The following is a 24,202-nucleotide window of genomic DNA, read 5'->3' on the forward strand; positions in this document are numbered from 1 at the left end:
TCTTCACGACTTCCGGCGAATTCTTGCTTGTTTTTGTCCTTCATATCGGACACCGAACTACAGGTTGGTATATGGAATTTCTTTGAGTTAGTATTTAATATATGTTGTACTCTCTATATTACCCTTATCAGTGTTCTGCTTTTCTTCGCTCTGCTGATTATTGGGAGAGTCATTTGATGTATTGTTTTCTGATGTCTTACTGTCACCGGTAGCGTAATCTATGTCGATCCCCGGTTGAACATTATAACAGTAAACGCAAAATGAAATATCATTGCCATTGTCCTCAACAGAAAAGCCTTCGAGAAGGACGCCGTTTGCAATCAGATTGTTGCCTTCAAATATCGGAGTTGAACGATATAGCACATGGTTTCCAGTGTTCTCTACATAATCGTGCACTTTGTTTTCAAAAGGAAGCATTCCTTCAATGTTCATATAGCGCGTTCCGGTTATAAGATTTTTTTCGTTAGCATTCTCGCCAGATAACTCGTATGCAATTAAGTGACAACGATTGTACAGATACTTATCGCTTATCAAATCATCATAACGAACTGTGTGCCAGCCGGATGGTTTTACCATGCCGATTGCTCCGCGTTTTTCGGTAGGTAATAAGTCCCTGCCAACACAAGCGGAAGCCACACCACAACGGCCAAGGTTATCTAAATCGCTATAGTACTCATAGCTGCTGGTGGTATAATCATCCGACGTAAAGAATGGGGAATTGCCATTTATTTCTATGTGAGCTTTTCCAGAATATGGAGGTATATCGTCAAGCTGAATTTTATTGGCGTTTGTTACGGACGGCTTCGTTTCTCTAGTTTTCGTTGGGACTTCTGTTGTAGGAACAGCAGAAAAAGTGGGAGATGTGGTCTCAACTATCGTTGTAATTTCAGTCTGGTGTTTAACTACGGATTCCACATCCGACTTTGGTTCACAGCTTGTTAGGGCTACAATGCAAATCAAAAATGAGATTATTCTCCACCATTGCTATCTCAACCGCAAGTTTGAAGAGCATTTTGCTATTACGGTTGTCGCTTTCACGGACGATGCTCTTCATATTGGACAGGAACATATTCGGCAGGAAATTCGCCTTGTTTTCCGCTGTTAAGTAGCCTACATAAAAACGAACTGCCTGTTCAACGAAATCAGATTTTCTCGGGCAGCCTGCCTCTTTATACAGCTCCTTCACCTTCTCCCATGTTTCGGGGTGCATCCAGATCGTATATTTGTTTTTATCTCCAGCCATTTTTCCTCCTTTCCCACAGCGTCGTAAATAGTCTCGGTTTTAAGCCAAAACAAACCGTAAAAAGTCATAAGGTTCAACGTTATTTCAAGGTGTTCAAAAAACGTTGAACGTAAGAATATTGCACAAAGAAGGCTCAAAAACGGCTTGCGGTCGGCGTTGCCGTCCGCTGTGAACCGGTGCGGCGCTGCCAAACAGCGTCGCACCTTTCTCCTGTTTGACGCCCGATTTATTCGGGCGATTTCTCTTTGTGCATAATGCCCGGTTCACCACTCGCCAAAAGCGGCTTACTTTTGGTTCGGGATTTCTCTGTCGGAGAGGTATTCATCGAAAAGTTTCCTGCGCTCCGACAGATGCAATTCCGGCTTTTGATACGCGAGAAACGCGGCTGACGCGACATCCTTGAGACGATACGCTGACCACTCAGTGTTTCCGCTTTTCAGCACACGGATTGTATCTTTTTCGAAATCAAAATCGGCGAGCATGGTAACGCTTGGGTTGTATTCTAGGCGCTTGACAAACAGCAGAAATGAAAGCGGATCAAGCAAATCGTTTTCACCGAAGAAAGATCTTATGGTTTCAAGATTCGTAATGTCTACCCAATCACGAACTTTCTCACGATAAACATTTGCAATATCTAGAAACGTAAGCAGCCCTTCGGAAGAAAAAGAGATTCTTCCATCTGCATTATTCAATGTGATTAACATAATCGGAAACAGTCTGCGTCAAACCTGCTTCATCTGTGGGGCCGAGTGTAAATGAACGGACGTGGTAATTGCTGTAGAACGCAGAGGTGGCGGAAACGTCAACTCTGAAATACCATCCTTTGAGGTTTTCGGCAGTTGAAGCAATGCCGTCAATTACATCAACCGTTGATGTGTCATACTCGTTTTGTGTACCGATAACCTTTCGGATACGAAAATCCGAATTGAGCTTTCCGTTCTGCGACACAGATACCCGTACATTGAAATATGCCGTGGGAGCACTGACGGTTCCTCCTGATACAACATCCTGATATGACGATGAGTATGCTATTAACTTTGCCTCGTTTGTTGTGGGGACGCCGGTTTTCAGCGCACTCAGCATTTCAGTTGTTCCCGTCGTATTGAGTTTGGCGGCTGACGGCGTGAGCGTCACCTTGTTGCCGTTCACCTTAACGGTGACTGTGGCATTGCCGACGTTAATGGTTCTGTTGTTGAAGCCTGTAAACTGCGACATTACGCTGTTGCTGTCCGTCAGCGTCAGCGGCGCATAGTTCCAAACTCTTTTGACGTTATTGTATTTGGCTGTGAGCGTGTATGTCGGCGCGTTTGATGACTCTTTTCCGGCAAATGACGGAACGGTCTGCGCTGAAGACATTGCGCTCTCAATGCAGTGATAGGCTTCGGCAATATTTCCGTTATATCCGTCGGCACAGTACATGGACAGGTATCCGTTACCTTCCAGAGAAAACGGAGCCGTCGAGCTTCGTTCTCCGTTTACGATTTCCCAGATAATGAGCTGTGTCGCAAGATAGCACTGGTCGGAATTGATAGAGGTGTTTCCTTTAATATTGGAAAAGTTTCCCTCTCTGCCGAAACAGAGCGCCGTATTGATTGCCTGCTGCTGATTACCCGAGAGACTCGCCCAAACGCCGGTTGAGGTACTCGGCGTCAGATCCGAGTAAGCATTCAGAGCTTCGCCCGGCTGAATACAGTAGGCTCTCGAGCTGTTGATGAATATCATCAGGGCGGCTTCACCGACATACTGCCGTGCCATAGCGCGTCTGACGTATATCTGATTGCCGCCTGTGTCATAGCAGCCTTCAAAACTCGGAGTGTAGGATGCGCCAACCGAGTCATCGTTGATATGCCGGGCGTATTCAGATTTCGAGATGTAACCGCCGTAGGAAATAAGCTCGCCGAGTTCGTCATTGGAGATATATTCTCCGTAGCAATCGAGGTTGACGTCATTGCCGCCGCCTATTTCCGCTGCTTTGACTGCTGTTCCGAAATCCGAACAAGCTGCCAGCATTATGACGGTCAGTGCAAGCAAAACGGCGATTATCCTTTTTACTTGTTTCAATTTCTCTCTCCTTTCCTTTAGGATTAATTGGTTGGTGTAGTTGCCGGGTCTGTCACGTGTACGGTAAAAATGTTTCATGTTCATTTCCTTTCTGAAATCAAATAGAACCGGTCAAAACCGCCGCGTCCGTTCGATACGCAGGTGATAAGCGTGAGCAAATCCCTGCCCTCGGTGATGTAGCAGTCTGCCGATTCATCCTTTTTATGGATTTGTTTATCAATGACCTTATAGGTCAGCGTATTCCAATAGTTCTCGACGGTGATCTCGTCGCCGATGCTCAGATTTGGAATGTAGTCAAAGAAGATTCTGCCAATGTAACCCGAATGTCCTGACAGCACACAGTTGGTGCTATTGCCGCCTACGGGCAGCGATGTACAGGTCATGTGCGCGGCGCCCGATGCCATATTGAAGTCATTGCCGCCGAGATAGATGGGAAGCTCCATGCCTATTGACGGAGCGGAAATATATCCGTAAACGCCGTTTGTAATTCCGTAGCTGCTGAGATTCAAAGCGGGAGATTGGTAGGACTGTTCATTTGTAAGCAGTTCGTGTTGGCGTTTTTTCAGATTCTCATTGTACGCTATACTATCGGAAAAGAGGCGGTCAAAATCAATCTTCGGGACGTTGTCTGAGCTATTTCTGCTTTCAGGGTTGAGTCCTTTTTCTTCCACCTGCCGAACGCGAAGGCATTCGGCTTCAGAGTTCTCTCTTTGGGTGCTCTCCTCGGACGATTCTTTCTTTTCCGTTGGTTCATCATAAGTCGATTTGCTTTTCAAAGCCTTGAAATCCTCGACGGTGGTATGGGCTATCTGCTCACCGACACGGTTGGATATTCTCGGGACGATCAGCATTGCCAAGCCTGCAGCCAAAAGAATTACTGCAATCGCCGTGAATAGTTTTCGTTTCATGTTTTTGGTTCGTCTGTGAACTGTATTGCTCCCAACCCGTATTTTCGGATTGCCATCGCGTTACAGATGAGCGCGAAGGTCTTTGCGTTGATCAGCTTATTGTCGGCAAGATCGTTAATGGTGATGTGCCTGGTACCGAGATACAAATCCTTCGCCGCACAGTAGAGGGGATAGGAATACTCGGAGCAGTTCTTTGGTCGCAGCTTGCCGAAGCTGATGCCGTGGTTCTCGACATATCGCCGTGCCTGATTCCATAGTCGGAAATCTGCTGTCAGCAAATAAAGCGCCGCGACCAACGCAAAGTTCTTTCTGTCATACTGACCGATCCGGTCGAGTGCTGCGTTAAAACTCAGTCTGTGCTGTTCGTTCAAGAATGTCATGGGGATGACCTCGCTTTCCTTTATATATTTTCTCAGCCTGCGGTTGAAGCCGCTGTGTTTGATTTCTGACATCGTTTCCTTCATGACCTCTTTGAGTGAGGCGACACCGACGGCGATCCGTTCCTCTAAGCAGACGCATCGTGGAACCTTGCAGCCTCTCAGTTTGCCGCCATAGTGTTCGCATAATCGGCAGTCACACATCTCGGCTGTGTACTCAAATTTCCCTGTCACTACGATTCCCGAACTTCTCGCGTAAAAGTTTGGTACACCCTTCATCATCCATTCGATGCTGCGGTCGTACCGGTTTTCTGTAAAATACATTGATTATCATCTCCTTTAGTTTTTTTAGAAATAAAAAAAGAGCCAACCGCTTATTTCTAAACGATTGGCTCTGAAAAAGAAAAACGCAGACATTTTACTTATCTGTCTGCGTAATGTGTGTGAGTTATTCAGTTGTTATTCGGAAGTTCGGGTCTGTCAGGAAAGGGAAAACATCGGTTTTACATCCATGTTTCGTGACAAAAATTTTCACGCCCCTGAGACGTGAAAAACCCCGATAGAATCGGGGTTTTTCGGGGATATATCTTTTTTGCATATCCTTTATGGTGGAGAATGCTGGACTCGAACCAGTGACCTCTTGCATGTCAAGCAAGCGCTCTAACCTGCTGAGCTAATCCTCCATATTTGGTCGGAGTGAAGGGCGTTCCATCCTGCGAGAAGTTCATCTCGCTTGCTGCGGCGTGTTCATAGCTAAGAACTCATCTGCTCTCTCGCTGAAAACGTCACACCGTGACGTTTTCTTAACGCTCGCCTTCAATTCCCTTCATCCGTTGCTTGTTGAAGATATTTCTTAAAGACATTTTGGAAATGTCTTTAAGAAATATGGTCGGAGTGAAGGGACTTGAACCCCCGACATCCTGGTCCCAAACCAGGCGCGCTACCAGCTGCGCTACACCCCGAAAGAAATGCTAATCTTCCGCTGTTGTGGTCAGTTATGTGGTCAAAGCCAATTCCCGACGTCATTTTCCGCGGGCGGGAACCCCCCGAAAGCAAGGTGTTATGCGGCGTTTAGCGGTTTTGAAATCTGTCCTGACACAAAATGCGTACACGCTCCCAAATAAGGGCCGCCGCTGACTGTGACAGCCCCTATATTATACACAATATTATTCGGTTTGTCAACCTTAATCTAGCAAACTAATCTTTTTGTAAAGCTCCTCGGCGCTGCCGATGCAAATCTTCGGATCGTATCTCTCGGCGTCCTCTCTGCTGCGAAAGCCCCAGCCGTAGAGAGCTGCAGCAAAATCCATTCCGACTTCCTTCGCAGCGAGCGCGTCAACATAGCTGTCGCCGATAAAAATACTGTCCGCGGGCGCGACGTCAAGCTCCTTACAGACCTTGAGCAGCATTTCGCTCTTGGTCATATCTACATCGACGTTTGTGGCGCAGACCTCGTCAAAAAGCTCGCCGATAGTCTTGTAAACGCCGAGCATATTGTTGATGAATTTCTCGTTTTTCTGGGTGACAACCGCAAGCTTGCAGCCGCTGTTGCGCAGCATGCGAAGCGAGTCCTCGATGCCGTCGTAAATCAGGAACATCTCCTCGCCCTTGATGGAATACAGCTTGCTGTAGTTGTTCATCGCGTACTCGATCTCGTCCTCCTTCATGCCGTAAAGGCTCATGAAGCCCTGCTCGAGAGAAACGCCGATCACGCCGTAAAGCTCGTCGTGGTGGACGGGAGTGTAGCCCATGGCGTTGGCGGTGGTGTTCATGCAGTAGAGAATACCCGGTGAAGTGTCGGCAATAGTGCCGTCGTAGCCAATAATAATCAGTTTTTTCATATTATCACCTGCCTGCTTTAATTGTAGCACGAAAATATCGGAATTACAATAGTTTTTGATTGACATTACAGCCGCCGCGGTATAAAATATTTTTGTATTACAACAGAAAGGTTTTTCATATGAAGCATACAAGACAAGCTCAGACTGAAGCTCCTTCCGCAACCCTGTTAAACATGGTGCCGGGCATCTTTCTTTTCCTGATGTTCGCGGTTTTCCCGCTCTTTGTCGGCATATATGCGGACGGTCAGTTTCCATTTATCCATTTCGATGACGGATTCTACAATATCCGCCACGACAAGTTTTATTTCTTCGTAACGATGGCGCTGCTGGCGGTGGTCGCCGAGGTGATGATACTCCTTACGAAGTCCTCTCCCGAGGCAAAAAACCGCAAACTCGGCGAGCTGTTCACGCCGCTGAGCTTTACCGACTGGTCGGCGGTGGCGCTGGTAGTCAGCTGCACGCTGTCAACGCTGTTCTCGCCGTATCCGGCGCTGGCTTTCTGGGGCGAGATCAACGAGGGCGGAATTTCGGCAGGCAGAAACAACGGACTGTTCCTGATACTCGTCTACGTGCTGCTCTACTTTGTGCTGACGCGGTTCTTCCGCTACAGCGAAGCCCTGTTCACGGCGCTGGCGGTGTCGTGCTCGCTTGTGTACCTGCTGACGGTGCTCAACGGCTACTACCTCGACCCGATGAATATGCTCGAGCAGTTCAAGACCTCGCAGCCGGGCGTGTACATGGAATTTTTCTCGACGATCGGCAACAAGAACATGCTCGCAAGCTTCATCTGCGTAACGCTGCCCGCAAGCGTTGTGATGGCGGTGCTGACCGAAACGCTCCGGCGCAGGGCGGTGTATCTTCTTGCGTCGGGACTGGGCATGATGGCGATGATAATCGGCGACAGCGACTCGGCGATGCTCGGCACGGCGGTGTTTATCGCGGTATTCCTCGTAGTATTCGCGCGTAGCGTGACGCGTCTCAAGCGTTTCTTCCTGACACTGTCGGTGATGCTCGCGTCGGTGGGATTGCTCAGACTCTTCTCGGCGGCTATGAACGACAACTACAAGGAGCTCGGCGCGATACCGAAGGCGCTGCTGTTCTCAAGCTATGTATATATCCTGCTTGCGGTCTGCGCGATGATCACGGCTCTGCTCTATTTCGCCGACGGCAAAAAGCCCTGCGTTAAGCTGCCTAAGGCGGTACCTTTCGTGCTCGGCGCACTGTTCGGACTTGCGGCTCTTTCGGGCTTGGGCATTTTCCTCTGGTTCAGCGTTATTGACAAGGAAACCGAGCTCGGCGAGATGGAAAAGCTCCTGCGTATGAACGACGCCTGGGGTACTCACAGAGGAATAATGTGGCTGCGCTCGTTCGACATTTTTGCGGCGGCGAACCCGTGGCAGAAGCTGTTCGGTACAGGCCCCGATACATTCTTCTTTGCTTTTGAGCCGTACTTCGGCCAGCTTCAGGAATACGGCAACAGCTCGACCGACGCGGCTCACAACGAGTACATTAACTACCTTATCACAATCGGAATCGCGGGTCTGGGTTCGTATCTCGCATTTGTCGGCGGCGCGCTTGTGCGCGGCTTCAGGTCGGCGAAGAATAATCCCGCGGTACTCTGCTGCGCGGCGGCGGCAGTAGCATATCTCGCACAGGCTACGGTCAATATCGCGCTGCCGATCTCAACTCCGTTGTTCATCGTTTTCGTTTCGCTCTGCGAGGCGTTCGCGAGAAACGCGGCAACAAAAAATATGTAACAAACTAAAACAGGGACAGCCGAAAAAGCTGTCCCTGTTTTTTATGCGTATTATATTTTTCCGCTTTTGGGCTGATACGGCACGACCTCTCCCGCTTGCAGCGACTTGGGCACGTCGATTATCCGCTGATTTGACGAGCCGCGGAACTGCAGCGAAATACTGTACAGCTCCTGTACAAACTCGCCGTCAACCATAATGTCGATCAGACCGAGCATTTCGTCGGTGTACTCGCAGCGCGCGCGGCTTTCGCCGAGCAAATCCCTGTCGTAGAGGTATCCCGTGTAGCACCAGATCTTCTTTTTGGGATAACGCTCCTTCACGCGCCTGAGAAACGGCAGCAGCACCGCCTGGTTCTGAGGCTCAAAGGGTTCGCCGCCGAGCAGAGAAAGCCCATCGATGTAGTCAGGTTCAAGCTCGCGCAGCAGCAGCTCCTCGGTTTCTTCGGTGAAGGGCTTGCCGTAGTTGAAATCCCACGTTTCCTTGTTGAAGCAGTTTTTGCAGTGGTGGGTACAGCCCGACACAAACAGCGAGACGCGCACGCCTTCGCCGTTCGCGATGTCAAAATTCTTTATTTCTCCGTAGTTCATGGCATTACAGGTGGAGCACTCTCTCCTGGATCTCCTGGGTTCTGCCCTGGTTCCAGAACTGTGTGCCGATGTAGCCGCAGGTACGGCGCGCGACGTTCATTTTATCCTGGTCGCGGTTATGGCAGTTCGGGCACTCCCAGAGCAGCTTGCCGTCCTCTTCCACGATCGCAATCTCGCCGTCGTAGCCGCAAACCTGGCAGTAGTCGCTCTTTGTGTTGAGCTCGGCGTACATGATATTCTCGTAGATGAACTTCATTACCTGGAGCACGGCGGGAATGTTGTCCTGCATGTTGGGAACCTCGACGTAGCTGATTGCGCCGCCGGGTGAAAGCGCCTGGAACTCGGATTCGAGCTTGAGCTTGTCGAACGCGTTGATGTCCTCGGTTACGTGGACATGGTAGCTGTTGGTGATATAGTTGCGGTCGGTCACGCCCTTGATGATGCCGAAGCGCTTCTGGAGGCACTTGGCGAACTTGTAGGTCGTGCTCTCGAGCGGCGTGCCGTAAATGCTGTAGTCGATGTTCTCCTCAGCCTTCCACTTCGCGCAGGCGGCGTTGAGAGCCTTCATGATCTCAAGACCGAGCTCCTTGCCCTCTTCCTCGGTGAGCTTCTTGCCGATGAGGGAGTAAACGCACTCCCAAAGTCCCGCGTAGCCGAGAGAGATCGTAGAGTAACCGCCGTAGAGCAGCTTGTCGATGGTCTCGCCCTTCTTAAGACGGGCGAGAGCGCCGTACTGCCAGAGGATAGGAGCCGCGTCGGAAAGGGTGCCCTTGAGTCTTTCGTGACGAGCCTTCAGCGCTCTGTGGCAGAGATCCATACGCTCGTCAAAGATCTTCCAGAACTTATCCATATCGCGGTTCGCGCTGAGTCCGATATCGACGAGGTTAACGGTGACAACGCCCTGGTTGAAACGGCCATAGTACTTGTGCTTGCCCTCGACGTAGTTACCCGCGTTGGCGATATTGCCGACGCCCGCGTCAGTGAAGCGGTCGGGAGTGAGGAACGAACGGCAGCCCATGCAGGTGTAAACGTCGCCCTTGAGCTCGAGCATGACCTTCTCGGAGATGTAGTCGGGAACCATGCGCTTTGCGGTGCACTTGGCGGCGAGCTCGGTGAGGTACCAGTACTTGCTGCCCTCGGTCACATTGTCCTCCTCGAGAACGTAAATGAGCTTGGGGAACGCGGGAGTGATCCAAACGCCCGCCTCGTTCTTTACGCCCTGATAACGTTGCTTGAGGGTCTCCTCGATGATGAGCGCGAGATCGGCCTTCTGCTGCTCGTTCTCAGCCTCGTTGAGGTACATATATACGGTGACAAACGGAGCCTGGCCGTTTGTGGTGAGCAGGGTAACAACCTGGTACTGAATGGTCTGAACGCCGCGGTTGACTTCCTTGCGGAGTCTTTCCTCGACGATCTGGTGAATCTTTTCCTCGCTGATCTCAACGCCCATCTCCTCGATCTCGGCGAGGGTTTCCTTGCGGATCTTCTCTCTCGAAATCTGAACAAAGGGAGCGAGGTGGGTGAGGCTGATGCTCTGTCCGCCGTACTGGTTGCTTGCGACCTGGGCGATGATCTGAGTAGCGATGTTGCAGGCGGTGGAGAAGCTGTGGGGTTTCTCGATGAGGGTGTCGCTGATAACGGTGCCGTTCTGGAGCATATCCTCGAGGTTCACGAGGTCGCAGTTGTGCATATGCTGAGCGAAGTAGTCGGAGTCGTGGAAGTGGATCAGACCCTGCTTATCAGCCTCGACAATGTCGGGAGAGAGAAGCATTCTTCGTGTCAGGTCGCGGCTGACCTCGCCCGCCATATAGTCGCGCTGAACGCTGTTGACGGTGGGATTCTTGTTGGAATTCTCCTGCTTAACCTCCTCGTTGTTGCACTCGATCAGCGAGAGAATGCGGTTGTCGGTGGTGTTCGCCTTGCGGACGAGCGAACGGTTGTAGCGGTAGCGTACGTAGCGTCTTGCGAGCTCAAACGCGCCCTTGGCCATGAGCTGATCCTCAACCATGTCCTGGATCTCCTCTACGGAAACAGCGCGCTTGATCTTGTTGCACTTGTACTCCACGTAGTCTGCTATGTCGGTGATCTGTTCCTCGGTGAGGAACGGACTGTCGGCGGAATTGTTCGCCTTGCGAATGGCGTTGATGATTTTTTCGATATTGAACGTCTCTTCGGAGCCGTTACGCTTGATAATTTTCATGAATTACCCTTCCTCTTCTTTCTGTTAATTTCAAATCTATCCTGAGTGATCAAATACGTATCATTAGCGTGCAGGATTAATTATACATCAATATTTGGGAAAAAGCAAGGGGGTGACAAAGAAAAAACACAACATCTTGTATTCTAAAAAAGAATTATACCCATTATCTTGCGGTGTCTGTAACTCTGTGTCAAGTTTTTAACACAGTCGGGAAACGGCTTGCCCAAGCGGTTTTCGGCGATTTCTAAAAGGAATAAACTGCAATATCCGCACACCACGCCCCAATAATTATTACAAGTCAAGTTACAATATTGGAATTTTTATATACCATATCTTGTGTACAAATCCGCAATTATGTCGAAATATAATCTATATATAGGGGCATATTGGCAAAACAAAAGGCCTGAAAGGCGTCAGCCCTTCAAGCCTGAGTTTATTCCCTGTTGATTTTTGAGAACGCACACCCGCAGTAATTCTGGCGGTAAAGGTCATATTCCCGCGAAAGCACGATCGAGCGCTTGTAGCCCTCGCGCTTCTTGAAGTCCGACGGCAGCCACATTACGCCGTATTTTTCGCCCAGCTCAAAGCCTATCTCATTGAGCAGGGCGGCGTTCTTCAGCGGACTGATCGTGAGCGTGGTCGTTAAGCAGTCCATGCCCAGCTCCTTCGCCTTTTTAGCGGAAGCCTCAAGGCGCAGGCGGAAGCACTTTTCGCAGCGTTTGCCGCCCTCGGGCTCGCGTTCAAGACCGCGAACCGCGTCGAGGAACTCCCTCGGGTCGTAGACGCTGTCGGTGATGCTTACGGGATTTTTGAAGTCGCGCAGCGAGATGTAACGCTCCTCCTCGCTCAGGCGGAAGCGGTACTCCGATTCGGGCGAAATATTCGGATTGTAGTAGTAGACCGTGATGTCGAAGTACTCCGATAGGTACTCGAGGCAGTAGCTCGAGCACGGCGCGCAGCAGACATGCAACAGCAGCCTCGGCGTAACGCCGTCCCTTTGATTGCGCTCAATAATGCGGTCGAGCTCCTTCTGGTAATTTATCTTGTTCATAGGCTGAGAATGTACTCCGCTAATTCGTCAGCGGTGTCGGCTACAAACGGCGCGCCTGCATTGAGCAACTCCTCGCGTCCGCGGAAGCCCCAGGATACACCCGCCATTTTTACGCCGCTGTTTTGCGCGGTGAAAACGTCAACATCACTGTCGCCAACGTATACGCACTCGTCGGGCGAAATGCCGTGGAGAGCGAGCATGGCGTGAAGCGCCTCGGGGTCGGGCTTGCATTTGTACTGCGGCTTCTGACCCCATGCCTCGAGAAAGGTGTGGCCGGGATAGAGCCTTTGCAGTATCTGAGCAACGAACTCGTCGGGCTTGTTTGAGAGGACGGCTGTGTAAATGCCACCGGAAGCGAGCCTTTCGAGCATTTCGGCGCAGCCGTCATAGGCGGCGGTGTTGTCGTTGCAGTGCAGGCGGTACTCTCTGTCGAAGGTGCCGATCACAGAGTCGAACAGCTCTTCGGTGCAGCCCTCGCCGATCGCGCGGCGGATTAGCATCTCTCTGCCGTTGCCGACAAACTTATTGTATTTCTCGATCGGGTGCTCGGGCAGACCCGCCCTTTTCAGACCCTTGTTGACGCTGAGCGCGAGGTCTGTGAGCGAATCGACCAGGGTTCCGTCGAGGTCAAAGACAGCCAGCTTTATCATCAGTTCAGTCCTTTCTCCATCTCGAACAGGATCGCGCGGCACGGAGCCGCCTCAAGTCCGCCGAGCTTTATCGGGAAGGCGCAGAGGTCGTACTCACCGGGCTTTATCGCGTCGAGGTTGAGGTTCTCGAGTATAGCGATACCTGCGCGCGCGAGGGTGCGGTGGGTGTTCGCCTCGTCAAAGGACGGCGCTATGGAATCCGCGTCGGTGCCGACGAGCACAACCTTGCTGTCGGCGAGGACTATCGCGGCGGAGTAGGACAGAAACGTCTTGCCGCAGCCGCGGAAAAGCACTCTGCGCTTGCAGTACGGCAAAAGGCGCTCCATATCCGCGCCAGTGAGGATACCCTCGACGCTGATGACGGTGCACTTGCCGTAAAATGTATTGAGACGGAGCATGTCGATCGACTGTCCGTCCTCGCTGAAATGGAGCGGAGCGTCGATGTGGGTGCCCGTATGAGTCGTCATGCGGATACAGCTCAGGTTGCAGTCGTCAAGATTCTCAAGGCTGCTGAGCTGCTCGACCTGCGGCTCGGGATCGCCCTCATAGACGGGCGTCGTCAGCGCGTCGCGCGAAATATCGTGAATAATCATCTTCCACTCCCCTTTTCTTTCCTGTCTTTTGATTATATCACAATAGAAAGCGGTTTGCAATCACAAATGCAAACCGCCTTTCTTTTACGCAGGCGCAAAAAAGCCTCCCGATCGCTCGGGAGGCTGATTTGCTAAAATGTTTTGCTGAAAATATTATTCAAAAACTACGGGCTGACCGGTTCTGCCGGTGCCGTTCTTGAACTCAGCAACAAACTTCTGGATGCAGGTAGCGTCGAGAACAGAGATTCTGCCGTCAGCGTTTACATCTGCAACAGCCTCGTTGAAGTTGTCTGTGGTGGGAAGATCGATGCTGTACTTCTGTACATAGGTAGCATCGTTAGTTGTGATCACGCCGTCGCCGTCAACATCGCCCCAGAGTACGGGAGTCTCTCTGTTGATGAAGATAGTGTAGGTAGCGCCGCCCTTCTTAACGGTATCCCAGTTGGAGATATCGAGCTGAATGGTTACGTTAACGGTTTCTTCCTCGGACTCAACGTTGAAGAGAATGTTGTCGGAATTGTACTGAGCGGGGTTGGGCTCGTTGAGCTTAGCCTCGGTCTCCTTAACAAGACCCCAGTTCATATCCCAGCCGCCGTTAGCAGCGAACTTGAACTGATAATCTGTGTTGGTGTCGCAATCCTCGAAGGTGATCTCATATACGCCGGGCTTAACCTCGGTCATCTGGTTGTCAGCAGCGTCGGGATCCCAAACGATACCGTTGAGGAAGTTGCCCTGGCCTGCGCCGACTGCAGTGATCTTGCTGATGTTGTATACGGGCGGAACAACGCCGTCGCCTGTTACGTTGATCTCACCTGTCGCGGGATTGTAGGTAACGGTTACATCGCAATCCTGTGAAAGCATGAAGTCATAGTTGAGGTCGGTGTTGTCCATGCCGTGCCATACAGCGTTAGCGGGGTCGCCGCCTACGAACTGAACAACCTTAACCTGATAGAGAGCGCCTACTGCGGACTCAACGTTGGGAACAACTGCGGTATAAACGCCGTCCTCGCCCTTGGTCATTACATTGGTATCGGGATCGGGGCTCCAGCCGTTGGAAACAAAGTTGGAGGAACCTGCAAGTACGAATACGTCCTCAGCTACGGGCTCAGTTGTGGGAGCTTCTGTAGTGGGAGCCTCGGTGGTAGGCTCTACGGTAGTGGGAGCTTCTGTGGTGGGCTCTTCCTTGGAAATGGTGATTGTGTAGGTAGCGCCGCCCTTCTTAACGGTATCCCAGTTGGAGATATCGAGCTGAATGGTTACGTCAACGGTTTCTTCCTCGGACTCAACGTTGAAGAGAATGTTGTCGGAATTGTACTGAGCGGGGTTGGGCTCGTTGAGCTTAGCCTCGGTCTCCTTAACAAGACCCCAGTTCATATCCCAGCCGCCGTTAGCAGCGAACTTGAACTGATAATCTGTGTTGGTGTCGCAATCCTCGAAGGTGATCTCATATACGCCGGGCTTAACCTCGGTCATCTGGTTGTCAGCAGCGTCGGGATCCCAAACGATACCGTTGAGGAAGTTGCCCTGGCCTGCGCCGACTGCAGTGATCTTGCTGATGTTGTATACGGGCGGGATTACGCCGTCGCCGGTTACGTTGATCTCACCTGTCGCGGGATTGTAGGTAACGGTTACATCGCAATCCTGTGAAAGCATGAAGTCATAGTTGAGGTCGGTGTTGTCCATGCCGTGCCATACAGCGTTAGCGGGGTCGCCGCCTACGAACTGAACAACCTTAACCTGATAAAGAGCGCCTTCCTCGGCAGCTACTTCGGGAACAACGACAGAGTAAACGCCGTCGTCACCCTTGGTCATTTTGTAAGAATCGGGATCGGGGCTCCAGCCTGTGGAAACGAAGTTGGAGGAACCTGCGAGTACGAATACGTCCTCAGCGGGCTTGGGCTCGGTTGTGGGAGCCTCAGTGGTGGGAGCCTCGGTGGTGGGAGCTTCTGTTGTAGGAGCTACGGTTGTGGGAGCCTCAGTGGTGGGAGCCTCAGTGGTGGGAGCTTCTGTTGTAGGAGCTACGGTTGTGGGAGCCTCGGTGGGCTCTTCGGTAGTGGGAGCTGCGGTTGTGGGCTCCTCTTCGGGGAGACCGAGAACCTTGCGGACTTCCTTGGGAGAAGCGAGCTTCTTGTGCTCAATGTCCATATTGAGCTTTACCTTGTCATAGCGGATAAAGTCAACGGGGCAGCCGTTGTCAACGTCGGTCTTGTCGGGGTTAGCCGGCTCAACTGTGCCGCCGTTGATGATGTCAGCGTTGTCCTTCATGTACTGGTCGTAAACTTCCTGAGGAGTAACGCCGAGCTTCTCCATGATCTTCTGGTTGCTCTCAAGCTGGAAGTAACCAACGTTGATGAAGTTGGTCAGATAATCCTTGAGAGCGTTGGAGAGCATCTGAGCCTTGGGCTGGTTCTGCGGGAACTGGCCGTCAACAAACTTACCTGTGGAGAGGACGTTAGCCTTTGTTACGAGATCGCTGTGGTTCTTCCAGTGAGCAAAGTAGTCGCTCTTAGCGGAGTTCGCAGCGTTCTCTCTGGTCGAGATGGGATCGTCAAGTACGACTGTGTCGCCGAGGCAGTCAGCAGTCATGTTGACGTCAGCGGTCTGGAAGCCGCCGTTAGCTGTGGTGGAGAAGAGTACGCCGTAATCCTTACCGGGCTCGGTCTCCATGTAGCGGTAGTAGTAGAGCTTTACCTTCTTGCCCTTGTCGTCAACCTCTGAGTAGTGGTTGATGGACATCTCGCTGTTGATGTCATAGTAAACGGTCTTGCCTTCACCTGTATAGGTGCACACACCGGGCTTGGTTTCCCAGCCGGGATCAAAGAACTCTTTTTCATTGCCGTATACTGCATAGGGGTTGCAATAAACAGGCAGTGTGTTGTTGAGCTTGTTGATCTTCAGATTGCTCCAGTCGCCCCAAGTGCCGTCGGGGAACTCGAAGTAAATCTTCTGCTCGCCGACAGCCTCACACTCTTCCTTTGTCGGTCTCGGAAGAGCGCTCGCGGTAATCGAAAAAGCAGATGCTGCCATTAACGACGCAAGAGCGACGCTAACCAGCTTGATGGACTTTTTCATTGTGTTTTTCCTCCTTTTAAATTAACTCATATTTTGAGTAACTACATTATAGCTTAATTTAATCAATTTTACAAGGGTTTTTCATGAAAAATATGACGAAATTTTAATTTCTTGTGAAACGGAAGTGAAAAAGATTTCATCATATTTCAAAACGCCGCTCCTCATGCGGAGAAAATAAAACTCCCACTTGACAAACCACTCCATATTCTGTAAAATTTAGAGGTACATATGCTTATAAATGAAAAGAGGCTATAAATAATGGAAAACACCAAAAAGACGATGGAAAAAATCGTAGCTCTCTGCAAGGGCAGAGGCTTTGTCTATCCCGGCTCCGAGATTTACGGCGGCCTTGCCAATACCTGGGACTACGGCCCTCTGGGTATGGCGCTCAAGAACAACATCAAGGCGGCGTGGCTCAAGAAGTTCGTTCAGGAGAACAAGTACAACGTCGGTCTTGACGCGGCGATCCTGATGAATCCGCAGACATGGGTCGCATCGGGTCACGTTGGCGGCTTCTCCGACCCCAAGATGGACTGCAAGGAGTGCAAGACCCGTCACCGCGCCGACGACCTTATTGAGGACTTCGACGGCACAAACGTCGCGGGCTGGAGCAACGAGCAGATGACCGACTACATCAACGAGCACCAGATCCCCTGTCCCAACTGCGGCAAGCACAATTTCACAGAGATTCGTCAGTTCAACCTGATGTTCAAGACCTTCCAGGGCGTTACCGAGGACAGCAAGAACGAGCTGTACCTCCGTCCCGAAACCGCCCAGGGCATCTTTGTAAACTTTGCGAACATCGCCCGCACCACCAGAAAGAAGCTTCCCTTCGGCGTATGCCAGGTAGGCAAGTCCTTCCGCAACGAGATCACTCCCGGCAACTTCATCTTCCGCGTGCGCGAGTTCGAGCAGATGGAGCTTGAGTTCTTCTGCAAGCCCGGCACCGACCTCGAGTGGTTCGACTACTGGAGGAGCTACTGCCGCGACTTTCTCTACGCTCTCGGCATCAAGGAGGAGAACCTCAGACTCCGCGACCACGATCCCAAGGAGCTCGCGTTCTACTCAAAGGGCACGACCGACTTCGAGTACCTCTTCCCCTTCGGCTGGGGCGAGCTGTGGGGCATCGCTGACAGAACCGACTACGACCTCAACCAGCACATCAAGGAAAGCGGCCAGGCTCTCGATTACTTCGATCCCACCGACAACACACGCTATGTTCCCTATGTCATCGAGCCGTCGCTCGGCGTAGAGAGACTTTTCCTCGCGACCGTTGTGGAGGCTTACGACGAGGAGCAGCTTGACGAGAAGGACAGCCGCGTTGTAATGCGCTTCCACCCCTACCTCGCGCCCTTCAAGGCAGCGGTTCTGCCGCTCTCAAAGAAGCTCAGCGACAAGGCTGACGCGGTCAGAGAGCAGCTCGCCAAGGACTTCATGGTCGACTTTGACGACGCGGGCTCCATCGGCAAGCGTTACCGCCGTCAGGACGAGATCGGCACACCGTTCTGCGTCACCTACGACTTCGACAGCGTAGAGGACGGCTGCGTGACCGTCCGCGACAGAGATACGATGCAGCAGGAGAGAGTAAAGATCGACGAGCTCAACGCGTACATCTCAGAGAAGGTCAAGTTCTGATAAAACCATATAAATAATCAAAGCGGAAAGGTCTGAGCCTTTCCGCTTTTGTTTTGCCTTATTGAGCGTCGGGACCGAAGATCCTGAGAATCTCGTCCTTGTGCGCCATTATTGTGTCATAGCCCTCCTGGATCGTTTCGTCAACGCTGTCGATCGCGAAGAGCTGGGTGTTCTCGTTCTTGATTTCAATAGCCAGATCCGCGAGCTTCTGGGACTTGCGGGTGCCGTCGATGGAGTAAACGTCGAGGGCGCGCCAGATGACCTTGATCAGACCGTCCAGACCCGCGTCGGGGTCGTACGCCATGATGTCGAAGCCTATCGCGAGAACCCTGCCGACGCCCATGTCCTTGAGCACCTTGACGGGCAGGTTGTCCTTTGAACCGCCGTCGATGAAGTTGTAGTTGCCGTAGTCGCAGGTGGTGTAGATCGCGGGGAAGGACATGCTCGCGCGCACCGCAACGTCGAGCGGCACGTCTGTGAGGTAGTGAATGTGGTCGTTCTGCAGGTGCTCGTTCTCGGTGAGGAAGATGCATTCGTCAGTGGTAAGGGTGTCGACGGTGCAGATCGAGAGGTTGATCGGCAAATCACGGAAGCCGCGTATGCCCTTGAGGAGCATTCCTTCCTTTATTACGTCAGCAATGAGCTGTCCGTCTTTGATACCGTCCTTGTCGACCTTCTTGTTGATGATAAATGTGGCGAGCGCCTTAAAAATCAGCCCGCTGTCTATTTCGGCAAGGGTTTTCCAGTGCTTTTTCGCGAAGTACCGCATTTCCTCGGGGGTCATTCCCATCGCGCAGATCGCCGCCATCGCCGCGCCCGAGCTGGTGCCCGACACAAACTGAGGGCGTATCCCGAGTTCATAGAGCGCCTTTAACGCGCCGATGTGGGCGATACCCTGCAAGCCGCCGCCCGAAAGCGCAAAGCCGATAGCGTTCTTTCTGTCCGCTCTGTCCATATACTATCTCCTTTCGCTGTTATTTATAGAAACGGTAAACGTTGCAGTACGACTCTGTTTCCACAAAGTAGTCGTACCAGTTATAGAATTCGTCGAAGCTGTAGTCCTCCTGAATGAGGTCGTAATGCTTGTAGTCCGTGTTTGAGGTAATGCCGTTGATAACGGTGTCCTTGTCCGCGAGGCGCGAGATGTAGACCGTGACCTCGTTTTCGGATTTGAGATGCGGGTCGGCGTAGAAGTTGACCAGAGTATCGGCTTCCTTCCTGTCCACGTCGCCGTTGTTCATGTATGCGTCCGCAAAGGCGGTGATTTTACCGTTGGTGATAACTCCGCGGTCGTTCGCGAAGGTCTCAAGCTCCTGAGCAAGGGTCTTTGACATCTCTGTCGTCTGCAATATCATTGTGTTGTCGTAGAGCATGAACTTGTCGATGCACTTGTTCCACTCGAGCATAGCGGTGCCGACAAAAACGCAGTCCTTTGTCTTTGGCTCATATAGATTCGTCTTGCCGTAGAGGTAGTAGGGCTGAACGGTCACAAAGCCGATGACGCTCGCGAGAACCACGCAGACAGGCACGGCAAGCCGGATTTTTTTGTTTTTGAACAGGAAGCCCACAACGCGGATAAAAGCGAAGGTGAACATCATCGAGATAAGCGGCAGGCTCGCCATGACGTAGCGGTCGCTGTTGAAGGGCGACACAAGCGAGATACCGATGAAGAACACCAGCCCCGGGATAATCACGAAGAACGCCTTTCGCGGCAGCTTCTTCTTTTTTATGAAGCGCATGAACACACCGAAGCCGAGAGCCGCGCCCGCGCAAAGTGCAAAGAGCCAGATCTGATTGAGGAACAGATCCTTTGAGAGAACCTGAATGTAGGTGCCGATTTTGTAGAAGAAGTAGGTGACGATCGTGATCGCGTCAATCGAGAGGTTTAGCGAGCCTAAGCCGCGGTTGCCGCCGAGGACGTTCTGAATGATGTGCGGATAGATCGCCATCGCGATACCGGCGCCGACAACAGCCGTCGCCGCGTAGAGCAGGAAGTTCCTGATTTTCTTTTCCTTGATGCTGAATAACATGTAGACCAGACCCGCAAGTCCCGCGCAGAGAATGAAGTAATACTGAGTGAGAATGCCGAGGGTGACTACGGGCAGCAGCACCGCGCACTGCCAAAGCTTCACCTTCTCCTGCTCGTAGGACCAGATAGTCAGGTTGATGAAGGACAGCACAAAGAATGTCAGCGAGGCGTACATGCGCAGGTAGATCGTCGTGGTGATACAGGCTATGCTGAGCGCGTACCCTCCGACGGCGATGAGCGCGTAGAGGTTGTTGTCCGTGACGCGCTTGCCTATCTTAAAGAGCATTATCAGCGCGCCTGCCATCATCGCGAGATTTATCACGAACGCCAGCCACTTGCTGAACACCTCGGGGAAGAATGAGCAGACCGTGTGCACCAGCGCGTAGTAAAACGGCGGGTGCGAAGCGTCGATGATCTGATTCTGAACAACCTGAGCGTAGTCAAAGCGGTGCTCGGGATAGACCGCGAGGTACTCGTTCATATCCTCGGGAGTGTTCCAGCCGCCGATGTTGAGCTGCTTTGAGGAATTAGCGAGGTTGTAGGTCAGAAGCTCGTCCTCGTGATAGCCCTGCTTGGTGTTCAGATAGAATGCTGAAATGCACAGGCTGACGACGATGATAGCCGCGAGCGCTATGCGGGAGATTTTGTTGCTGATGGTCATAAACAACACCCTTTTAAATTTATAATCTAATTATAACACTTTTGTATCTGTATCTACAATAGTTAATTTAAAATTTTTGCCCTGACAGCGAAAAAGGAGAGGTCTGATTCCTCAAACCTCTCCGTGATTATATGTTTTATTCAGCCTTCTCCTCAGCCTTTTCCGCTTTCTTGGCGGCAGGCTTCTTGGGCGCTGTCTTCTTTACGGGAGCCTTCTTGGCGGGCTTCTTCGCTGCGGGCTTCTTTGCGGCAGCCCCGCCCTCTTCCTTCTTCTTCTTTACGACGCGCTTCTTCGGCACGGGCAGAGCTTCCTTAAGGCGATAGTAGCAAACGCCGAGAGGCGGCAGGGTCAGCTCGAGGGTGTAGTCGAGCTCATGATCCTTCTTGTTCTTTGTCTTGAGGTCGCCCGCGTTCTTGATGCCGCAGCCGCCGAACTCCTCGCTCTCGGAGTTGAATACTTCCTCGTAGATACCGTAAACGGGAGCGCCTACGCGGTAGAACTCACGGGTAACGGGCTGGAAGTTGCAGACAACGAGGATCTCGCTGCCGTCGTTGGCGATCCTGCGGAACGCGATAACGCTGTTCTGATAGTCGTCGAGAGCTACCCACTGGAAGCCGTTCCAGTCGTAGTCATTCTCGTGCATAGCAGGTGTGTCGCGGTAGAACTTGTTCGCTTCGGCGAAGAAGTGGTTGATCTGGCGGTGCTTCTCGTAGTCGAGCAGACCCCACTCGAGCTGCTCGTTGGCGTTCCACTCGTCGAACTGGCCGATCTCACTGCCCATGAACATGAGCTTCTTGCCCGGGTGAGCGAGCATGTAGGTTACAAAGCCTCTTACGCCCTGGAACTTCTGGTCGTAGCCGCCGGGCATCTTATTGATAAGCGAGCCCTTGCCGTAAACGACCTCGTCGTGCGAGATGGGCAGCATGAAGTTCTCGGAGAACGCGTAAACCATGCTGAAGGTAAGGGTGTCGTGGTGGTAGTTTCTCCACAGGGGATCGAGGGAGATGTAGGACAGCATGTCGTTCATCCAGCCCATGTTCCACTTGTAGTCGAAGCCCAGGCCCAGACCCTCGATCGGGTAACGGGTAACGCTCGGCCAAGCGGTACTCTCCTCGGCGATCATCATAACGTCGGGGTGGAACTCGTGAACAACGTTGTTGAGCTTCTGGAGGAAGTCAACCGCGACGAGGTTCTCTCTGCCGCCGTAAGCGTTGGCGATCCACTCGCCGTCCTTGCGGTTGTAGTCGAGATAGAGCATCGAAGCAACGGCGTCAACGCGGATACCGTCGATGTGGTACATATCGAGCCAGAACATAGCGGACGAAACCAGGAAGCTTGTGACCTCATATCTGCCGTAGTTGAAGATATAGGTGCCCCATTCCTTGTGCTCGCCGATTCTCCAGTCCTCGTACTCATAGCAGCCTGTGCCGTCAAAGCGCGCGAGGCCGTGAGCGTCCTTCGGGAAGTGAGCGGGAACCCAGTCGAGGATAACGCCGATGCCTGCCTGGTGAGCCTGGTCGATGAAATACATCAGATCCTTCGGCTCGCCGTAACGGGAGGTAGCAGCGAAGTAGCCTGTGCACTGATAGCCCCAGCTTCCGTCGAACGGGAACTCGGTGAGAGGCATGAACTCAATGTGTGTATAGCCCATTTCCTTTACATAGGGAATAAGCTCCTCGGCAAGCTTGCGGTAGCCGTAGAAGTTGCCGTCGTCATATTTGCGCCACGAGCCCGCGTTTACCTCGTAAACGTTGATAGGACGGGTCTTGTGGGGATGAGCGTTCTTGAACTCGTACCATGCGGCGTCGTTCCACTCGTAGTCATAGATATGATATGTGCGGGAAGCGTTGTCGGGACGGGTCTGGCAGTGAAAAGCGTAGGGGTCGGTCTTCATTACGCGGTCGTTCCACGGAGTCTCTACGCAGTACTTGTAGCAGCAGAACTCCCAGAGGCCCTCGATAAACAGCTCCCAGACGCCTGAGTCTGAGATACGGTACATGAAGTTCGCGTCGGGATTCCAGTCATTGAAGTCTCCGACTACGGAAACTGATTTTGCGTTAGGCGCCCATACTCTGAAAACTACGCCTTGACGGCCGTCCCAATTTTCAAAGTGGGATCCCAGGAAGTGGTAGGCTCTCGCAGCCTCACCCTGCAGGAATTGCTCCAGCGGTGGTCTTGTGTCATTGATTGAAAAAGCCATAGGATACCTCTTTTCTAAAGTTTTTTACAGAACTTGCGATAGATATTCAAAGGATACAAGATTCCAAAATATTCTATACTACTATTATAATATATTTTAACAAATATACAAGAGGTTTTTCGAAATTTTATGTAAAATTTATTTGGATTTTTCGGCCTCTATATCGCACAATCGTCACTTTTCACGATTTTCTCTCAATATTCTTGTGCAATAGTCTGAATTGGACGGCATAATTTCATCATATGCAAGCGCCGCGATGTCGCACGCTCTTACGTCAAGGCTCAAATGTGGCGTATTTTCGTCGTTTTCGCGCAGCGCCTTCGCCGCCGACGTGATTATTTTGCACGTGCACGAGCGCAAGATTTGCTCTCCCTCGTCTGTAAAACCGAGTATTCTGGCGTATCCCGCGGGCGTGGTCTGCAGCTCCTCCGTAAGTCCCAGAAACGCGCAGGCGAGTATCCTCCGCAGCCGCGCGTGAGTGTAGCGTTTTGTCTTGACCATCGTCAGCAGCTCCTCCGCCGACTGAGCCCGTCCTGCCGCTTCGAGGATACGGTTCTCAAGCCCCTCGCCCACCTCGGGCAAGGCGCGAAGCTCCTCTGCGGTCATCGTGCGCAGGCGGTACAGCACCGCGCGGTCGAGCAGCTCGGGTCGTGTGACATGCCGCGGTATTTCGGGCAGCAAATCCGCGCAATTCTTCCCTTCACGCAAAAGAGAACGGATATATGACGCTGATGCAAAGCCGCCGCTTGTTTTGTCGCTGTCATGCGCGGCGCCCTGACGCATGATCGGGAGCGGACGGATCTCTGTACCCTCGAGCGCGCGGATATACTCCACCGCGAGGATATTGTTCGGCGAGGACACAGCCGCCGCGACCTCCCCGCCGCAGACAGTCCTCAGAGCTTCCTCGAGCGCGCGCGGATAGTAACCGCCGCCGCGCATTTCAGCGGCGATCAGCGCGTTGACGCGTTCGCTTCTTATCGCTGCCGCCGCAGCCCTGAGCGCGTCAAGATCATCCGTCTCGCAGCCGAAGGCGAGCGTATGCACGCCGGAGAAGAACTTAGCTATCCTCACACCGCCCTGAGCGAACCTCTCGGCGTTAGCGACGGCAAAGGCTGTCGGCAACTCGACGACCAAGTCAGCGCCGTGACGCAGGGCAGCGGCGGCTCGGGTGAACTTGTCGCACACCGCGACCTCGCCGCGCTGTGTGAAGCTGCCGCTCATTATCACCATGTTCGGCTCGCCTGTCAGACGCTTTGCCTCGCTCAAAAGATAGGCGTGTCCGTTGTGGAAAGGGTTGAATTCACATATTATCGCGGTAGCCATACTTCCTCCTGTAT

19 protein-coding genes and 2 tRNA genes are annotated in these 24,202 nt (G+C 52.2%); 2 read left to right on the forward strand and 19 right to left on the reverse strand.

What is annotated here, in order from left to right; all coding sequences use genetic code 11:
• Window positions 1-87: 87 nt before the first annotated feature.
• The 9 genes from AB1I49_RS11185 to AB1I49_RS11225 form a co-directional block, all read right to left on the reverse strand.
• Window positions 88-915, reverse strand: a complete 828-nt coding sequence (locus AB1I49_RS11185; RefSeq protein WP_407721019.1) for a DNA/RNA non-specific endonuclease — start codon at window positions 913-915, stop codon at window positions 88-90.
• Between the two features lie 13 nt (window positions 916-928).
• A complete protein-coding gene (locus tag AB1I49_RS11190; RefSeq protein ID WP_407721020.1) occupies window positions 929-1,243 on the reverse strand; it encodes a hypothetical protein in 315 nt (104 codons plus the stop codon).
• Between the two features lie 284 nt (window positions 1,244-1,527).
• A complete protein-coding gene (locus tag AB1I49_RS11195) occupies window positions 1,528-1,935 on the reverse strand; it encodes a hypothetical protein (RefSeq protein WP_407721021.1) in 408 nt (135 codons plus the stop codon).
• Window positions 1,928-3,304, reverse strand: a complete 1,377-nt coding sequence (locus tag AB1I49_RS11200) for a thioester domain-containing protein (protein ID WP_407721022.1) — start codon at window positions 3,302-3,304, stop codon at window positions 1,928-1,930. The genes AB1I49_RS11195 and AB1I49_RS11200 overlap by 8 nt, the downstream gene beginning before the upstream one ends.
• A gap of 80 nt (window positions 3,305-3,384) precedes the next feature.
• Window positions 3,385-4,212: a class C sortase gene (locus tag AB1I49_RS11205; RefSeq protein ID WP_407721023.1), complete on the reverse strand. Its 828-nt coding sequence runs from the start codon at window positions 4,210-4,212 to the stop codon at window positions 3,385-3,387.
• Window positions 4,209-4,913 (reverse strand): hypothetical protein, encoded by a 705-nt coding sequence (locus AB1I49_RS11210; protein ID WP_316610016.1) that lies wholly within the window; start codon window positions 4,911-4,913, stop codon window positions 4,209-4,211. The genes AB1I49_RS11205 and AB1I49_RS11210 overlap by 4 nt, the downstream gene beginning before the upstream one ends.
• A 282-nt stretch (window positions 4,914-5,195) precedes the next feature.
• Window positions 5,196-5,272, reverse strand: a tRNA-Val gene (locus AB1I49_RS11215).
• Window positions 5,273-5,475: 203 nt separating this feature from the next.
• Window positions 5,476-5,551 (reverse strand) — tRNA-Pro (locus AB1I49_RS11220).
• Window positions 5,552-5,773: 222 nt separating this feature from the next.
• Window positions 5,774-6,430, reverse strand: a complete 657-nt coding sequence (locus AB1I49_RS11225; protein WP_186833265.1) for an HAD family hydrolase — start codon at window positions 6,428-6,430, stop codon at window positions 5,774-5,776.
• A gap of 119 nt (window positions 6,431-6,549) precedes the next feature.
• On the opposite strand from AB1I49_RS11225, the gene AB1I49_RS11230 reads away from it, so the two are divergent.
• A complete protein-coding gene (locus AB1I49_RS11230; RefSeq protein WP_407721024.1) occupies window positions 6,550-8,187 on the forward strand; it encodes an O-antigen ligase family protein in 1,638 nt (545 codons plus the stop codon).
• 50 nt (window positions 8,188-8,237) lie between these two features.
• On the opposite strand, the gene nrdG is transcribed toward AB1I49_RS11230, so the two are convergent.
• The 6 genes from nrdG to AB1I49_RS11260 all read right to left on the reverse strand — a co-directional run bounded on the left by nrdG (window position 8,238) and on the right by AB1I49_RS11260 (window position 16,340).
• Window positions 8,238-8,774, reverse strand: a complete 537-nt coding sequence (gene nrdG / locus AB1I49_RS11235) for an anaerobic ribonucleoside-triphosphate reductase activating protein (RefSeq protein ID WP_186833263.1) — start codon at window positions 8,772-8,774, stop codon at window positions 8,238-8,240.
• 4 nt (window positions 8,775-8,778) lie between these two features.
• Entirely contained in the window at window positions 8,779-10,974 is a 2,196-nt protein-coding gene (gene nrdD, locus AB1I49_RS11240) for an anaerobic ribonucleoside-triphosphate reductase (RefSeq protein ID WP_186833262.1), read from the reverse strand.
• A gap of 433 nt (window positions 10,975-11,407) precedes the next feature.
• On the reverse strand, window positions 11,408-12,025 hold the full coding sequence (locus tag AB1I49_RS11245) for an epoxyqueuosine reductase QueH (RefSeq protein ID WP_186833261.1): 618 nt from the start codon (window positions 12,023-12,025) through the stop codon (window positions 11,408-11,410).
• Window positions 12,022-12,675 carry an HAD family hydrolase gene (locus AB1I49_RS11250; protein WP_407721025.1) on the reverse strand — a complete coding sequence of 218 codons (654 nt, stop codon included), beginning with the start codon at window positions 12,673-12,675 and terminating at the stop codon, window positions 12,022-12,024. The genes AB1I49_RS11245 and AB1I49_RS11250 overlap by 4 nt, the downstream gene beginning before the upstream one ends.
• Window positions 12,675-13,268, reverse strand: coding sequence for a cyclase family protein (locus AB1I49_RS11255; protein WP_186833259.1), 594 nt, complete (start codon window positions 13,266-13,268; stop codon window positions 12,675-12,677). The genes AB1I49_RS11250 and AB1I49_RS11255 overlap by 1 nt, the downstream gene beginning before the upstream one ends.
• Window positions 13,269-13,421: 153 nt before the next feature.
• On the reverse strand, window positions 13,422-16,340 hold the full coding sequence (locus AB1I49_RS11260) for a pullulanase X25 domain-containing protein (protein ID WP_407721026.1): 2,919 nt from the start codon (window positions 16,338-16,340) through the stop codon (window positions 13,422-13,424).
• A gap of 258 nt (window positions 16,341-16,598) precedes the next feature.
• Between AB1I49_RS11260 and AB1I49_RS11265 the strand changes: the two genes are divergently transcribed.
• Window positions 16,599-17,975 (forward strand): glycine--tRNA ligase, encoded by a 1,377-nt coding sequence (locus AB1I49_RS11265; RefSeq protein ID WP_316610559.1) that lies wholly within the window; start codon window positions 16,599-16,601, stop codon window positions 17,973-17,975.
• A gap of 58 nt (window positions 17,976-18,033) precedes the next feature.
• On the opposite strand, the gene AB1I49_RS11270 is transcribed toward AB1I49_RS11265, so the two are convergent.
• The 4 genes from AB1I49_RS11270 to AB1I49_RS11285 all read right to left on the reverse strand — a co-directional run bounded on the left by AB1I49_RS11270 (window position 18,034) and on the right by AB1I49_RS11285 (window position 24,188).
• A complete protein-coding gene (locus AB1I49_RS11270) occupies window positions 18,034-18,930 on the reverse strand; it encodes a patatin-like phospholipase family protein (RefSeq protein WP_186833256.1) in 897 nt (298 codons plus the stop codon).
• Between the two features lie 19 nt (window positions 18,931-18,949).
• Complete coding sequence (locus AB1I49_RS11275) at window positions 18,950-20,665, reverse strand: hypothetical protein (protein WP_407721027.1); 1,716 nt, start codon at window positions 20,663-20,665, stop codon at window positions 18,950-18,952.
• A gap of 136 nt (window positions 20,666-20,801) precedes the next feature.
• Entirely contained in the window at window positions 20,802-22,865 is a 2,064-nt protein-coding gene (glgB, locus tag AB1I49_RS11280) for a 1,4-alpha-glucan branching protein GlgB (RefSeq protein ID WP_407721028.1), read from the reverse strand.
• A 174-nt stretch (window positions 22,866-23,039) separates the two neighbouring features.
• On the reverse strand, window positions 23,040-24,188 hold the full coding sequence (locus AB1I49_RS11285) for a tRNA(Met) cytidine acetate ligase (protein ID WP_407721029.1): 1,149 nt from the start codon (window positions 24,186-24,188) through the stop codon (window positions 23,040-23,042).
• Between the last annotated feature and the right edge of the window lie 14 nt (window positions 24,189-24,202).

This window comes from Ruminococcus sp. NATIVEDY160 (assembly GCF_045819885.1).
In the GTDB taxonomy this organism is placed as follows: domain Bacteria; phylum Bacillota; class Clostridia; order Oscillospirales; family Acutalibacteraceae; genus Ruminococcoides.